This is a genomic window from Chitinophaga sp., assembly GCF_036566945.1.
Taxonomy (GTDB): domain Bacteria; phylum Bacteroidota; class Bacteroidia; order Chitinophagales; family Chitinophagaceae; genus Chitinophaga.
Genome location: NZ_DATCVJ010000312.1, coordinates 1 through 13572, shown reverse-complemented (window position 1 = coordinate 13572; position 13572 = coordinate 1). Strand labels below are relative to the sequence as shown.

The 13572-nt window shown below is 46.7% G+C and carries 14 protein-coding genes; 5 read left to right on the top strand and 9 right to left on the bottom strand.

Annotated elements, in window-relative coordinates:
- The first annotated feature begins 183 nt into the window (after positions 1–183).
- Positions 184–1296, top strand: a complete 1113-nt coding sequence (locus VIP81_RS09190) for a hypothetical protein (protein ID WP_331958821.1) — start codon at positions 184–186, stop codon at positions 1294–1296.
- 62 nt (positions 1297–1358) lie between these two features.
- Here the strand turns inward: VIP81_RS09190 and VIP81_RS09185 are convergent, their stop codons facing one another.
- Positions 1359–2540 carry a THUMP domain-containing class I SAM-dependent RNA methyltransferase gene (locus VIP81_RS09185; RefSeq protein ID WP_331958818.1) on the bottom strand — a complete coding sequence of 394 codons (1182 nt, stop codon included), beginning with the start codon at positions 2538–2540 and terminating at the stop codon, positions 1359–1361.
- Between the two features lie 79 nt (positions 2541–2619).
- On the opposite strand from VIP81_RS09185, the gene VIP81_RS09180 reads away from it, so the two are divergent.
- Positions 2620–3651: a sialidase family protein gene (locus VIP81_RS09180; protein ID WP_331958815.1), complete on the top strand. Its 1032-nt coding sequence runs from the start codon at positions 2620–2622 to the stop codon at positions 3649–3651.
- 2 nt (positions 3652–3653) lie between these two features.
- Here VIP81_RS09180 and map read toward each other — a convergent pair whose 3' ends face one another.
- The 6 genes from map to VIP81_RS09150 form a co-directional block, all read right to left on the bottom strand.
- Complete coding sequence (gene map / locus VIP81_RS09175; RefSeq protein WP_331958812.1) at positions 3654–4418, bottom strand: type I methionyl aminopeptidase; 765 nt, start codon at positions 4416–4418, stop codon at positions 3654–3656.
- A 30-nt stretch (positions 4419–4448) separates the two neighbouring features.
- Positions 4449–4880, bottom strand: a complete 432-nt coding sequence (locus tag VIP81_RS09170; protein WP_331958809.1) for a 7-cyano-7-deazaguanine reductase — start codon at positions 4878–4880, stop codon at positions 4449–4451.
- 82 nt (positions 4881–4962) lie between these two features.
- Positions 4963–5493, bottom strand: a complete 531-nt coding sequence (locus VIP81_RS09165; RefSeq protein WP_331958806.1) for an RNA 2'-phosphotransferase — start codon at positions 5491–5493, stop codon at positions 4963–4965.
- Between the two features lies 1 nt (position 5494).
- Entirely contained in the window at positions 5495–6040 is a 546-nt protein-coding gene (locus VIP81_RS09160; protein ID WP_331958803.1) for an NADAR family protein, read from the bottom strand.
- Positions 6027–6893: a TIGR02452 family protein gene (locus VIP81_RS09155; protein ID WP_331958800.1), complete on the bottom strand. Its 867-nt coding sequence runs from the start codon at positions 6891–6893 to the stop codon at positions 6027–6029. Before VIP81_RS09155 ends, VIP81_RS09160 begins: the two co-directional genes overlap by 14 nt.
- 411 nt (positions 6894–7304) lie before the next feature.
- The gene (locus tag VIP81_RS09150) at positions 7305–8837 is read right to left on the bottom strand and encodes a cytochrome c (RefSeq protein ID WP_331958797.1); all 1533 of its coding nucleotides are present in this window, start codon (positions 8835–8837) and stop codon (positions 7305–7307) included.
- A gap of 218 nt (positions 8838–9055) precedes the next feature.
- Here VIP81_RS09150 and VIP81_RS09145 point away from each other — a divergent pair, with 218 nt between their 5' ends.
- Genes VIP81_RS09145 through VIP81_RS09135 form a run of 3 tightly spaced genes read left to right on the top strand, consistent with a single transcriptional unit; the run spans position 9056 to position 10623 of the window.
- Positions 9056–9481 (top strand): organic hydroperoxide resistance protein, encoded by a 426-nt coding sequence (locus tag VIP81_RS09145; RefSeq protein ID WP_331958794.1) that lies wholly within the window; start codon positions 9056–9058, stop codon positions 9479–9481.
- Between the two features lie 11 nt (positions 9482–9492).
- On the top strand, positions 9493–10170 hold the full coding sequence (locus tag VIP81_RS09140; protein WP_331958791.1) for a type 1 glutamine amidotransferase domain-containing protein: 678 nt from the start codon (positions 9493–9495) through the stop codon (positions 10168–10170).
- A gap of 24 nt (positions 10171–10194) precedes the next feature.
- Positions 10195–10623: a MarR family transcriptional regulator gene (locus VIP81_RS09135; protein ID WP_331958788.1), complete on the top strand. Its 429-nt coding sequence runs from the start codon at positions 10195–10197 to the stop codon at positions 10621–10623.
- A gap of 16 nt (positions 10624–10639) precedes the next feature.
- Here the strand turns inward: VIP81_RS09135 and VIP81_RS09130 are convergent, their stop codons facing one another.
- Positions 10640–12172, bottom strand: coding sequence for a SulP family inorganic anion transporter (locus tag VIP81_RS09130; protein WP_331958785.1), 1533 nt, complete (start codon positions 12170–12172; stop codon positions 10640–10642).
- Positions 12173–12300: 128 nt separating this feature from the next.
- The coding region (locus tag VIP81_RS09125; RefSeq protein WP_331958782.1) for a RagB/SusD family nutrient uptake outer membrane protein at positions 12301–13572 on the bottom strand (1272 nt) is incomplete at its 5' end.

The window sequence follows — 13572 nt, the reverse complement described above, 5'->3', positions numbered from 1 at the left end:
AATGTGAGCGAAGTAATATAAAACAGCATTTTTTGTTTACCGGCGCTGCTCCTTCATGGCAGCGCTTTTTTTATGCTGGTACATCATGATAAGTAATCCCATCAATGAAAAGTTAAAGTACTAACCGTATCCCTGTTTGCCTAAAATTTAGTACTAGCTTCCCCTTAAATAATTTACTACCATATGAAGCACTACCTACTTCCTGTAGCAGTACTATTTTTCTTTTCCTGCAAACCCGTTCCGCCAAAAACATACTACACGGGGCTTTACACCATCAAGGCGTATGATAGTACCCGCCATTTTGATCAAAAATTCCGGCCTGTAAAAATTGACTTGTTTTATCCGGCTACCCAGATATCCGGTGTTGCTCCGCTCAGTTATGGTGACATCCTGGATATGGGCGCATTGCGACTGGATTATAGTTTACCAAAGGATAGCTGTCATCTGGAAAGCCAGCAAATTGCCGACGCGATTACGCAGGAATTCAAGCTGGACAGCGCCGGGCGTATATTCCGTTTTAATACTGAGGTATACGCAGCACCACTACCGGCTAAGGATACACGAAAATATCCGGTGATTATTTATGCTGCCGGCATGAATGGCAGCAGCTGGGAAAACATTCTTTTGTTTCATCAGCTGGTGCAGCAGGGTTACGTGGTGGCGGCCATCAGTTCTGTGGGGCTTTATCCAGGCTATATGAGTGCCGCTGTGGACCTGGAGGAACAGGTGAAAGATATTTTGTTTACCCGGCAGCAGCTGTCGCAGGCACCGCTGGCAGATACTTCGCATATAGGATTGCTGAGCTGGAGCATGGGTGGCAGCGCCATTACCAAAGCAGCAATGCAGTCCGGTGATTTCAAGTGCCTGTTGTCATTTGATGGTACGGAGATACACCGCTATGGGGAAGATGCAGAATGGGATAAAGTATTTAACGAGATGACACGTATCACGCAGGTAGTTCCTGAAAAATTAAAAGTTCCTTATTGTTATCTGAGTAGTGCGCATCCGCCTAAAGTAGATTCTATCTATGATATACAGCAGCGTAGTGCGGCGACGCCAAAGTATTTCATGAAATTTAAGCATGCGCGGCATGAAGATTTTTCTTCTATGATTGCCATTGCAGAGCAGGTGCAGCCTACATTGGGCGATGAGCATAAAAAGAGGCAGCAAGTGATCAGGGGGCTGACAGTGAAGTTTTTCGACGAATATTTAAAAGACAAAACGTCCGTAAATTTTGGGCATCAACTGGATTCGTTGCTGCTGCTGCAACCGAACGACTATAGTAAGGAATACTAATCAATAAATGTATTTCCATAAAGAAAAACGCTTCAGGCTTAGTGGGCCTGAAGCGTTTTTCTTTATTCTGCTGCGAGTTTTCTGACATCGCGGGTACCGGCATACAATTCGTATTCCAGCAGGCGACAGTCGATGGTACTGTTATAGAATTCTATTCTGCGTTTGGCTTTCAGTCCTATTTTCTTGGCCAGTTCCAGGTTACCGGTGAATACGTAACCGTGGTAGCCGCCGCATTTCTGTTTCATGAAATCGCCGATGCGGCCATAGGTTTCTTCCAGGTCTTCAATTTCTCCGAGGCGCAGGCCATATTCCGGGTTCATGTATACTACGCCGGCAGCGCCTTCCGGCACTTCTGTGCTGGCGAAGTCGCATACCTGGAACTCGATCATATCTTCCACGCCGGCGGCTTTCGCGTTTTTGCGTGCGTTGACGATGGCCATTTCACTCAGATCGGTAGCGATGATGCGTAGTTCGGGTACTTCCAGGATTTGTTTTTCAAGTAATCCTCTTTCGTTAAGGTACACGGCTTCATCGAAGCCTTGCAGGTGCATGAAAGCATAGTTGTCGCGGAAAAGTCCGGGACGGCTGTTAGTAGCTATCAGTGCTGCTTCAATGGCAACGGTACCGGAACCGCACATGGGATTAATGAAAGGTGATTTCCGATCCCACTTGCTGGCCAGGATGGTGGAGGCAGCAAGTGCTTCCAGCATTGGTGCGCGGCCGGGTATTTTACGATAGCCGTGACGGGCCAGTGAATCGCCGGTGGTATCTACAAATATTTCTGCATTTTCGTTTTTCCAGAACAGGTGGATCACGGCGCCGGTCAGTTCTGCGCCGGTAGAAGGGCGTTTGCCTGTTTTCTCGCGCATACGGTCTACCACTGCATCTTTTACACGCAGGTTGGCAAACATGCCATTATTGATGGACTCATTCTGCACATTGCTGGTAATAGAGAAATAGCCATTTTCCGGCAATACTGTTTCCCAGGGATAAGTATGCAGGTGACTGTATATTTCATCCGCATCTTCTGCCTCAAATTGTTTCAGGCTGTATAATACCTGGCTGGCGCAGCGCAGGTTCAAATTAAGGCGGATACATTCATTGAGGGAGGCATTCAACCGTACACCGGTAACGAATGTTTCTTCCACAGTAAATCCCAGATCTTTCACTTCCTGTTCCAGGAAAGGTGTCAGGCGCTTGTTACAAGTGATGGTAACGGTTCCCTTTGTTGTATATAATGACATAAGGCGGCAAATTTACCAATCTTTATGATAATCCCCTTGCATTCCTTAATTTAAGCGCTTCATTTATATCCTTTCGTATATGCGATATTATATTTCTCTATTATGGATGATGGTGGTATATGTACCGTTGCAGGCCCAGATCAGGGCTACACCGGTGAGTAACACGCTGATCATGCCGGTGCCTGTAACGCGCTCCAGTCATGCTTCTACCATCACAGACCTGGGCGATGGCCGATTGATGAGTGCCTGGTTTGGCGGCCGGGAAGAAGGCAGTAAAGATGTGGTCATATGGGCTTCTTTCTATACAAAAAACAAATGGCAGGCGCCGGTGCAGTTGGCGGACGGCATTATCAACGATACGCTCCGCTATCCGTGCTGGAATCCGGTATTGTTCCGTACCAGGGCTGGTTTGCTTTGCCTGTTCTACAAAGTAGGTCCCAATCCACGGGAGTGGTGGGGCATGGCCCGGTACAGCAGTGACAACGGGGCGAGCTGGTCATCTCCCGAAAAACTGCCGGACGGCATGCTGGGGCCTATTAAAAACAAATGCATTCAGTTGCCCGACGGACGTTTGTTGCACCCCTCCAGTACGGAAAGTGTAACCGGCAATGTATGGGTATCGCATATGGAAATCAGTGACAGCACCGGGCATCAGTGGCAAAAAATAAACATTCCCTGCGATACATTCGGCGTTATACAACCGACTATCATCACCCTTGCTGATGGCAGATTACAGGCACTTTTCAGAAGCCGGCAGGACGTAATTGCCAGCAGCTGGTCTAACGATAACGGCAGTACGTGGACACCGGTAACCGGTTTATCATTATTAAATCCCAACTCCGGTATTGATGCCGTTACCCGGCCCGATGGCCTACAGGTACTGGTATACAATCCGGCGCCCAGTGGTAAGAGCTGGTCTAACGGACGTAATGAGCTGCGGGTAGCTGTTTCAAAAGACGGGACCAAATGGCTGGACGTATATGTGCTGGAAAAGCACAAAGGCGGCGAATACAGCTATCCTGCTATCATCGCCACCGCAGATGATTTGGTGCATATTACCTATACGGACGACCGGAAGAATATCCGTGCCGTTACCTTACAACTGAAATAGGCTTAGTTCCATATTTCGTTGGCAGCCGTTAATATCACGGGGGCCTGATCGGTGACTACAATCGTATGTTCGTGCTGGGCCACAAAGCCGCCTTTATTGCCTACGAGTGTCCAGCCATCATTCAACTGGTTGGCGAAGGACGAGGTAGTAGATATAAAAGTTTCTATCGCTACTACCGCATTCTTTTTAAAGCGGGTTCTGTTGAAACGTACATAACAATTGAGAATATCGTCCGGGGCCTCGTGTAAACTTCTGCCTACCCCATGTCCGGCGAGATTGCGGATAACAGTATAGCCTGATTTGCGGGCTTCTGTTTCAATGAGTTTACCTACATCAGCTACACGGGTGCCGCCTTTAATAAACTGAATAGCTTTATAGAGAATAGCTTTTGAAGTATCCACGAGGGCCTGGTGCTGATGAATATCCTCACCGAGTACAAAGGAACCACCGTTGTCTGACCAGTAGCCACTCAGTTCTGCAGATACATCGATGTTCACGAGATCACCTTCCTGTAAAATCTTTTTTTCAGAAGGAATGCCATGTGCCACTTCATTATTCACGCTGATACAAGTCCAGCCGGGAAAGCCGTAAGTTAGCTTAGGTGCCGATTTAGCACCTAATTTATTTAAGATCTCACCACCAAATTCATCCACCTCTCTGGCTGTCATACCGGGTTTGGCATAATGTCTCATCTCTTTCAACGTGATCGCTACAGCCTCACTCACCCGTTTCATGCCATCCAGTTCTGCTTCTGAAGTTATCGACATAATTTTTTATTTAAAAGTACGTAAAACAGCTTACATCAGTATTCCCCATTCATCATCACGCTCCGGATAATCTTTAAACCGCTCATCGCCGCCTCTGTCTTTCCAGTCGGAATCAATGACCAGTTTGGAGCTGATACCGCCTCTGGGATTACAGATCAGCGTAATCCGCAAACGATCTGCCTCATACACTTCCATCATATGATCATAGATAATATTGATGAGCCGCTCATAGGATACAATGATATCACGCAGATGATATACGTATAGCTTCAGCGATTTTAGTTCTATGATTTTGCCTTTTGGATAAAAGGTGATGTACAGTTTAGCAAAATCCGGTTGCTCCTGTACGCCGAGGAAAGTAAACTCCGGCACCTTTATCTTCATTTCATATTTTTCCTTCGAAGGGTTGGGCAATCCTTTCAGGATTGTTTTATCAATGTGTTGATACAGCTTCTTAGACATAAATAGGTTTGTGATAAATAAATCGCGGCAAAAGTAACATGTCTCTGAATCAATTGCCGCGACAATCTACACAAGATAAGATTTATTGGATATATTTTGCGGGTACCTCGTCGGTGAGCCAAACACCGTTAACGGATAAGTAGAACGGAATACCATCCCGGTGCATTTGTCCGCTGCGAATGGTGAGGATGGTAGCCACTCCTCTCCTGTTGCCTACATTTTCAGCTGTATCCAGGTTCGTTGAAAGGTGCACATGATGCCGGTTCATTTTCTGCAAGCCGTTGGCGCGGATTTCCTTCATGAATTTAGGCACAGTGCCATGGTACAGCAATTCCGGTGGCGTAGCCAAAGGCAGGTCCAGCGATACTTCCAGGGAATGGCCCTGATTAGCCCTGATCTGTGTTTTATCTTCATTAAAAGAAAAGCGTTGCTTATCGTTTTCTGCTACCACTGTTTCCAGTTCTGCAAAAGTAAAGCGTTGTCCGTGGGCAGCACTTTGTTTCAGCAAGGTGGCTACATCTGCCCAGCCGTGGGCATCCAGGGTTAGTTGTATTTTTTCCGGGTTATGCCGGAGAATAAGGCTCAGAAATTTACTGATTGTTTTAATGTTCATGTTATTTAAGTTGATCCCTTACCGTCATGAGTGCATAACCGAGCAGGTTATGTCCACGCCATAGCAGGGGATTTTCCACGTGTTCGTTAGTGGCAGCCATGCCTATTCCCCAGATACGGTCCATAGGACTGGCTTCTACCAGTACGCGATCCTGCGTGTTGATTAAAAAAGTTTTCAATGCCGGGTGCTGTGAAAATTTATGATAGTTACCTGTTACCACCAGGTCAAATTTATGTTTGTCCCAGGTAGCGGGGTCAAAATTTTTCACCTGCCGCCCTAATTTTTTTGCCTGATCCGGAGAGTTGGCCAGCAGTACTTTTCCGAGAATATCCTGATCTCCGAAAAGTTGTGCTTTACCGGCCATCATCCAGTGTTCAGCGGTTTTGTAAGTGAGGCCGTTTACCTGAAAGACAGCCGGCCACCACTGACTAAAACAGCTCTGGGTAACGCTTCCATCGGCTGCTGCGCGATGGCCCCAGAAGAACAGGAACTTTATTTTTTCTTTGGCTTCATACTTCGTGATCAGCCAGTCGTTATGATACTTCACTGTATTGAAATTTATTTTTGAAAGCCGTTAAGTTTTGTGCTTTTTCGGAAGACTCATACACCGCGAATACCACGTTGGAAAAGGCATTTTTAAAGATCTCATTCTGTTGCAGGTGATGTGCAAACCAATGGGCTACTTCTGCGGCATTGTTCCGAAACACGCCACAGCCCCAGGCGCCGAGGATCAGCGTGGTTTGTTTTTGTACTACGGCCACAGAAAGTAATTTCTCTATTCTGCCGAGCATCACTGCGGCAATTTCGTGTAGCCGTTGAGGTTCGTTGTTCCTGACAGCGCCTGCATTTACCGCCGGGGCAGTGATCACAGAGATGTTGTAAGGCTGATCCAGCAAGGCGTCGTGGTCATTTCGAAACACGGGTACCAGCGGAGAATAGATCATATTATCTGTATACAAACAGGTATGATTAGCGCGATTGATATCATACATCGCTTGTTTGGATGTCAGACAGACATATAATCCACTGGCTCTCGAAAGGGCTTCTTCCTGTGCCTGTGCTCCACCGAGAAAGCCTCCGCCTGGATTTTTTGCAGAGGCAAAGTTGAGGCAGCAAACATCCCTGATTCCTTCTTCTACGATGAGGCGGTGTGCTGCTCCAAAGGTGGTTTCGCCGGTAACGGTGATGTTGGTATTGAATGCAGGAGCCGTTTCCAGCAGCTGATCTCTCTGTGCGAATACGGCGGTAAAATCTTCGGGCCGATAATGGATGGAGTTGGCAATGGCATGTTGCAATGCTCCTGAGATATCTACAGATTCATTTCTATTGTTGCGATAAATGCCGTTCTCCATGATGTGCAGGGTTTCCTGTGCGATGGCGATGCGTTTATTTCTGTTCATGTGGTTGTAGTTTGCATCAGGGGAGTTGGAATTTCCGGCGGGGTTAACCATTCCATAGTACCTGATAGGGTTCAATATTTCTTTACGTCAATCTGACGCAAAGTAAAGAAATATTTATTTATCTGCCATATTTTTTTTCCGGGAGATGGAAATATGGGTGGTTTTGAGCGGGTATTAATTTTATGGGGAGATGGGAATGCGGGCGGGTAGCGGATGCGCAGGAAGGTGAGCAGAGGGTATTGCCTTGAGTGGGTATTAAATTTATAGGGAGATGGGAATGCGGGGGTAGCTAACAGATAAGGCAGAACGTTAGCAGAGGGTATTGCCGGTAAGAGTGGGTACTCTGTTAAAAGCTAGTTGCTACGACGTTTCCCTGAATAGAATACATCGTAGCAACATAACATACCCTGATTACCGACCAGGAGCCGGTGCTGGCGACTGAGGCAACATCGTGGAAGTATCACTATTATCACAACCACAATCCAAACCCACAGGTTTCAGTAGTGCTGCTGCCTTGATTAATTCATCCGTGGCTCTTATATCCGTGGCATGTCTGGTGTCCACCACTTTCATGGAAAACCCGTTCCCTTCCAGTTGCCGGGTAAAATTATTGAAGGCAGGTTTATCAGATGGCGCCAGGGTAATGGTTAATTCCTGCTTCAGCGATGTTTCAAAAACGGTGGTACCGAAGAGTAATACGCCATTTGTTTCGCCGGTGGCCATGATATAAGCTTTCTTTTTCTGCGGCAATGGGATGTTCCCATCTTTTGTAAAAAACCCGTATTCATCGTTGCTACCGGCGAGCAAACCGCCTATCAGGTAAATTTTATCGTCGGGAATAATCATAAATACCTGGGTGTTTTCGCTAACGGTGCCGGTTATACGTACGCGGAGATTGCTGTTTTCATATCCGGGGATGCCTTTCAGCAGGATGTCTACGTTAAACCAGCCAAAGGTTTCCATCTCGAAATTATAATACGCACTGCTGCTGGTTGCTGCCACCATGTTATCCGGCACTTCTATCATCTGCGGAGGCCTTCCTGTGCCAGGATCAATCCTGACCGGAGCTCCATTTTCAGCCACCAATTGTCGCCTTTTGCGATGTAAGGCATTCAGTGTATTTAAATAGGCGGCACAACTATCTGCTCTTCGTTTAGTGAGGTCATAGCCGGTTTTATTTATTCGTTTGCTTTCGTTGTCGATATAAGCAAGCAAGTCGTGCATGTCTGCTCCTCTTAAATTAGGAAAGCTTGTCATTGGTGTTTTATTATACTTATCAAACAGGTGATTGGCATAACAATCGCCACTGGCTAATACCGCCGCGCTATTAACGATGTAATCTTCCAGCCATTCAAAAGAATGTCTTGCCGTGGTATGCAGTAATGGAGGGCCAGCCAATTTTCTGTCAATGGCATGACAGGAGGTACAATTCTGCTGAAATATTACGTTTCCGGCATCCACTCTCCGCTCCTCTTCACCCGCTATCAATGGGGTCGGGTTGGTCCAGTTAATGCTGCTGTCTTTCGCCCATTCACCTTTAAAGAGCTCCATACCCTTTGTAATGAAATCCGTCGGGATCTGCACGTCTATAGGCTTTACGATAGTGGCGCCGGGATCGCCTACCGGGTTAATGAAGAGCATACCGCCGCTGCTCAGGGGTTGTCCATTGCTCTGTGTAAAGAGTCCGGCTTTCACGATATCGGCGATTGAATAGGCTTCTTTCACTTCCAGTTTTATGGTGTGCCCATTTTTACTACTGATCGCGCCTGCCGGAATATGAATGCGTGTGCCCTTAGCGGTTTGCAGCAGGGTGTCGGCGCGGATATCTACCGTAAAATATTCAGATGGTAACTGGTGGGTAAGCGATTGTTTAACATCGTTACCGCTATTACAGGCGGCGCAGCTCATCAGCGCCAGGAGACAGTACAGCAGGTATCTGGTCATAGGGATATTTAATAATGCTTAAAGATACAACCGCTTTACTTCCTGTGCAGGACATTGTTCGCTGCTTTTTATCTTGATAAAAAAATACTATATATCTATTAATTAAAGCTCACGGTAAACACCGGTGGTCTTTTTGTTGTTAGCAGTAGTGTGCTGAAAAATAAATTTGGAATTAAATTGTGTACAATTTAATTTTACACAATAAATATGAATTTATCATGGCTACGATTGAAAAATTATACACGGCACATGCGACCGCAACAGGCGGTAGAAACGGACATATTACATCTTCTGATGGCGTATTAGACCTCGAAGTAAGAATGCCAAAGGAATTAGGTGGCAGCGGCGGCGCCTACAGCAACCCTGAGCAGCTTTTTGCGGCAGGCTATGCGGCCTGTTTCGACAGCGCCCTCCACCTGGTGATCAGAACAGAAAAAGTAACCACCGGCACGACTACTGTCATTGCCAATGTAAGTTTAGGCAAGAATGAGAACGGTGGCTACGGTTTAGCGGTAAAATTACAGGTAGCCATTCCCGGCGTAGACCCGCAGGTAGGACAGGAACTGATCGAAAAAGCGCACCAGATATGTCCTTACTCCAATGCTACCCGTGGCAATATTGAAGTTGAGTTAGTACTGATTTAAACCTCTCTCTCATGCAAGTATTAATTGTATTGACATCGCACAGCGAGCTTGGCAACACCGGCCATAAAACAGGGTTCTGGGTAGAAGAATTTGCCGCTCCCTATTATGTGCTGGCAGATGCAGGCGCAGAAATTACACTCGCCTCGCCTAAAGGCGGACAACCGCCCATCGATCCGAAAAGTGAGCTGGCGGAGTTTCAGACAGCAGATACCAATCGCTTTAAACGGGATGAAGCCCTGCAGCAAAAATTAGCACATACGGTGAAACTGAACGAGGTGTCTGCAGATGATTATGACGCTGTATTTTACCCCGGTGGTCACGGCCCGTTATGGGATTTAGCCGGCGATCCCAGCTCCATTGCGCTGATCGAAACATTTTACAAACAGCATAAACCAGTGGCATTTGTTTGTCATGCACCTGCTGCATTGGTAAAAGTAAAAGCGCCTAATGGTGAGCCATTGGTAAAAGGTAAAGAAGTGACCGGGTTTAGTAATACAGAAGAAGAAGCCGTGCAACTCACCAACGTAGTACCATTCCTGTTAGAGGATGAACTGAAAAAACTAGGTGGTATTTACAGCAAAGGAAACGACTGGCACCCTTATGCTTTAAAAGACGGATTACTGATCACTGGCCAGAACCCGGCTTCTTCCGCAGAAGTTGCAAAAATATTAATCGAAACATTAGCTTAATTTTGTGTTGTCAAAAGATCCAAATTGAAACAACTAAAATTATCCAATCAGCTTTGCTTTTCGTTATATGCATTATCAAGGCTGGTAACTTCACATTACCAGCCTTTTTTAAATGCAATAGACCTCACCTATCCGCAGTACCTCGTGATGCTGTCGCTCTGGGAGCATGAGGTATTGTCTGTAAAGGCACTGGGCAAATTGTTGATGCTGGATTCCGGAACATTAACGCCTTTGTTAAAAAGACTGGAAAGTAAAAAGTTAATTAAACGTATGCGCAGCAAAGAAGATGAGCGCATCGTACATATACACTTAACGGAAGCCGGTGCGCAACTCAAAACACAAGCAGCAGATATCCCGGAAAAAATCAGCTGCAGCATGGGGTTTACCCCGGAAGAATATAGTACCCTGAAGCCTATGATTAACGGGATATTGAAAAGGAATGAAGAGAAATAAATATCAGACCAGATAGTTATTTAGCCACTACCAGGTATTCCGGATCCTCCACAATATTCACTTCTATCACGGCGGCAGCGTCTTTCAGCAGTTGCCGGCAGTCGGCGCTCAGGTGGCGCAGATGCAATTTTTTATCCAGTTGCCTGTAACGCTCCGTTAATTTATGCAAGGCATCGATCCCGCTCATATCCGCAATACGACTCTCTTTAAAGTCGATGATCACTTCTGCCGGATCATTGGCCACGTCAAATTTTTCGCTGAAAGCCGCCACTGACCCAAAAAATAACGGACCATATATCTCATAGTGCTTTGCACCGTTTTCGTCGGTGTATTTACGGGCACGGATACGTTTAGCACTTTCCCAGGCAAACACCAGGGCTGAAATAATAACGCCAATCAGCACTGCCAGCGCCAGGTTATGCAACCAAACAGTAATTACCGCCACTAATATCCCCACAAAAATATCTGCCTTCGGCATTTTGTTGATGATCCTAAAACTGGCCCATTCAAAAGTAGAGATGGCCACCATGAACATCACACCCACCAAAGCCGCCATCGGTAAACGTTCTATCACCGGTGCACCAAAAAGCACCACAGCCAGAATAGTCAGTGCCGCCACGATACCAGACAAGCGTAATTTAGCCCCTGCTGAAAGATTCACAAACGTTTGTGCAATCATAGCGCAGCCACCCATGCCGAAAAAAACACCATTAAGCATATTGGCACTCCCCTGCGCCATGGCTTCCCGGTTGCCATTTCCTTTGGTGCCGGTCATTTCATCGACCAGGTTCAGCGTAAGTAAACTCTCGGTGAGCCCCACTCCTGCCATGATCAAGGCATATGGAAAAATAATTTGCAGCGTGCTGAATGAAAAAGGCACCTGTGGCAGGTGAAAAGGCGGAAAGCCGCCGCTTACAGAAGCAATATCTTTTACCGTACGTGTATCAATACCCAGTGCCATTACAATGGCGAAAACAACCATGATAGCCACCAGTGAGGCAGGTATTTTTTTTGTTATTTTGGGGAAGAAGATGACAATAGCAATGGTCAGTGCTACCAATGAAATCATGATCCACAGCGGATTTCCGGTCAGCCACACCAATTCTCCGCCGGCCATTGTTTTAAACTGCCGGAACTGCGACATAAAAATAATCACTGCCAGTCCATTCACAAATCCATACATCACCGGTTGTGGCACCAGCCGGATAAATTTTCCCAGTTTAAATAATCCTACCAACACCTGGAACATACCCGCCAGCAATACCGCGGCAAATACATACTCCAGTCCATGCGACTGCATCAATGCTATCAATACCACCGCCGTAGCGCCGGCGCCACCGGATACCATCCCCGGACGACCACCAAATATTGCTGTTATCAGGCCCATGATAAAGGCTGCATACAAACCTACCAACGGCGGAAATCCCGCGAGAATAGCGAAGGACAAGGACTCCGGTATCATAGTCATCGCTACCGTTAACCCGGCCAACACTTCTACTTTATAATCGGGTTGCTGCGAAAAATCAAACAGACCTAAGAAAGACTTCATCAAAAATATTTAATCCCGCAAAAGTAGTTATTCCTTATTAGCTTTTAGTCATCCTCCCCTGTTTACCCTAAAAGGAAAGGGCCGCCCGCAGCAAGCGGACAGCCCTTTCCCAGTTGTTTTTTGATTGTTTACTGTATTTTATAAGCGTCATTTTGTTCCATATTACCATTCGCATTCATTTCTGATTGCGGAATAGGCAGGATGGTTCTCTTATCTGTTTTATCGATCGCCATCGTTCGGCCAGACAGGTACTTGGTGAAGCTTAGCCTATTGCGGGTCAGGTCAAATAAGCGATGACCTTCGAAAGCCAGTTCTTTACGGCGCTCGTTGAGCACAATCGTTTTCAACGCGTCACCGGTAGCGGTAACGGCGGTAGCTGCGGCATCTGCACGACCGGCAATAACATCTATATCGGCAGCAGCCAGTGCATCCAAACCTTGCTGCGCACGGGCTTCGGCGCGGGTGAGGTATACTTCTGCCAAACGGATCACCCTCACCGGTTCTTCATAGCTGGTGGTATTCGTGTATTTGGTAATCAGGTAAGCAGGATTCTCTCCGTTTTTGCGGGAGCCTTTGGGGACGAATCCGCGTCTCACATCTGAAGCGGTGTAGGTTTTATACAAGTCTTCTGTAGCTAATCCATCACCATAGCTACCGGATTGCCAGTAGAAGTTCACCAAGGCATCGCTGCCCAGGTTGTCCAGGATATTGTATTGGATTTCGAAGATAGCTTCCGTACTGTTCTGTTTTTTGGATTCTTCTATCAACGAAGCACGCGACAACAAGGCGTAGCCACCTTTGGTGATTACATCAGTAGCAAGCGAGTCGGCCGCCACCCAATCGCCCTTATACAGCTGCACTCGTGATAGCAGTGCTTCCGCACCATAGTAGCTCATTCTGCCACGCATAGAAGATTTAAAACCTATCGGCGATTTCGTCATCAGCGTCATGGACTTATTGAAATCAGCGATGATCTGGGTATATACTTCCTTCGCGGTATTACGTTTGGGGGAGATGATCTGTGTATTGTCGACACCACTTTTGATCACTACCGGTACACCCAGGTGCGAGCCATCTGCCGTGTAATTGTAGGGCATGGCGTAAAAGCGCATCAGGTCAAAATAAGCCAGGGCGCGCAATGCGTAGGCTTCGCCAATAATAAACTGCGCCTCTGCTTTGTCCGCCTCCGGATAGTCATTCGCTTCTGCTTTGCTGATCAGCAGGTTGGCATTTACCACTACCCGGTACAATTGTTTCCATAAATCACTGGCCACGCCATCGGTAGTGGTAACAATATATTGATCGTAGCTCAGGTAACGTTTCTGGTTTACACTGCTCACAAAACCGTTATCACTTAACAGGTCCGGCAGTACCATTGTATTACGCCCATAGTAAGTAAG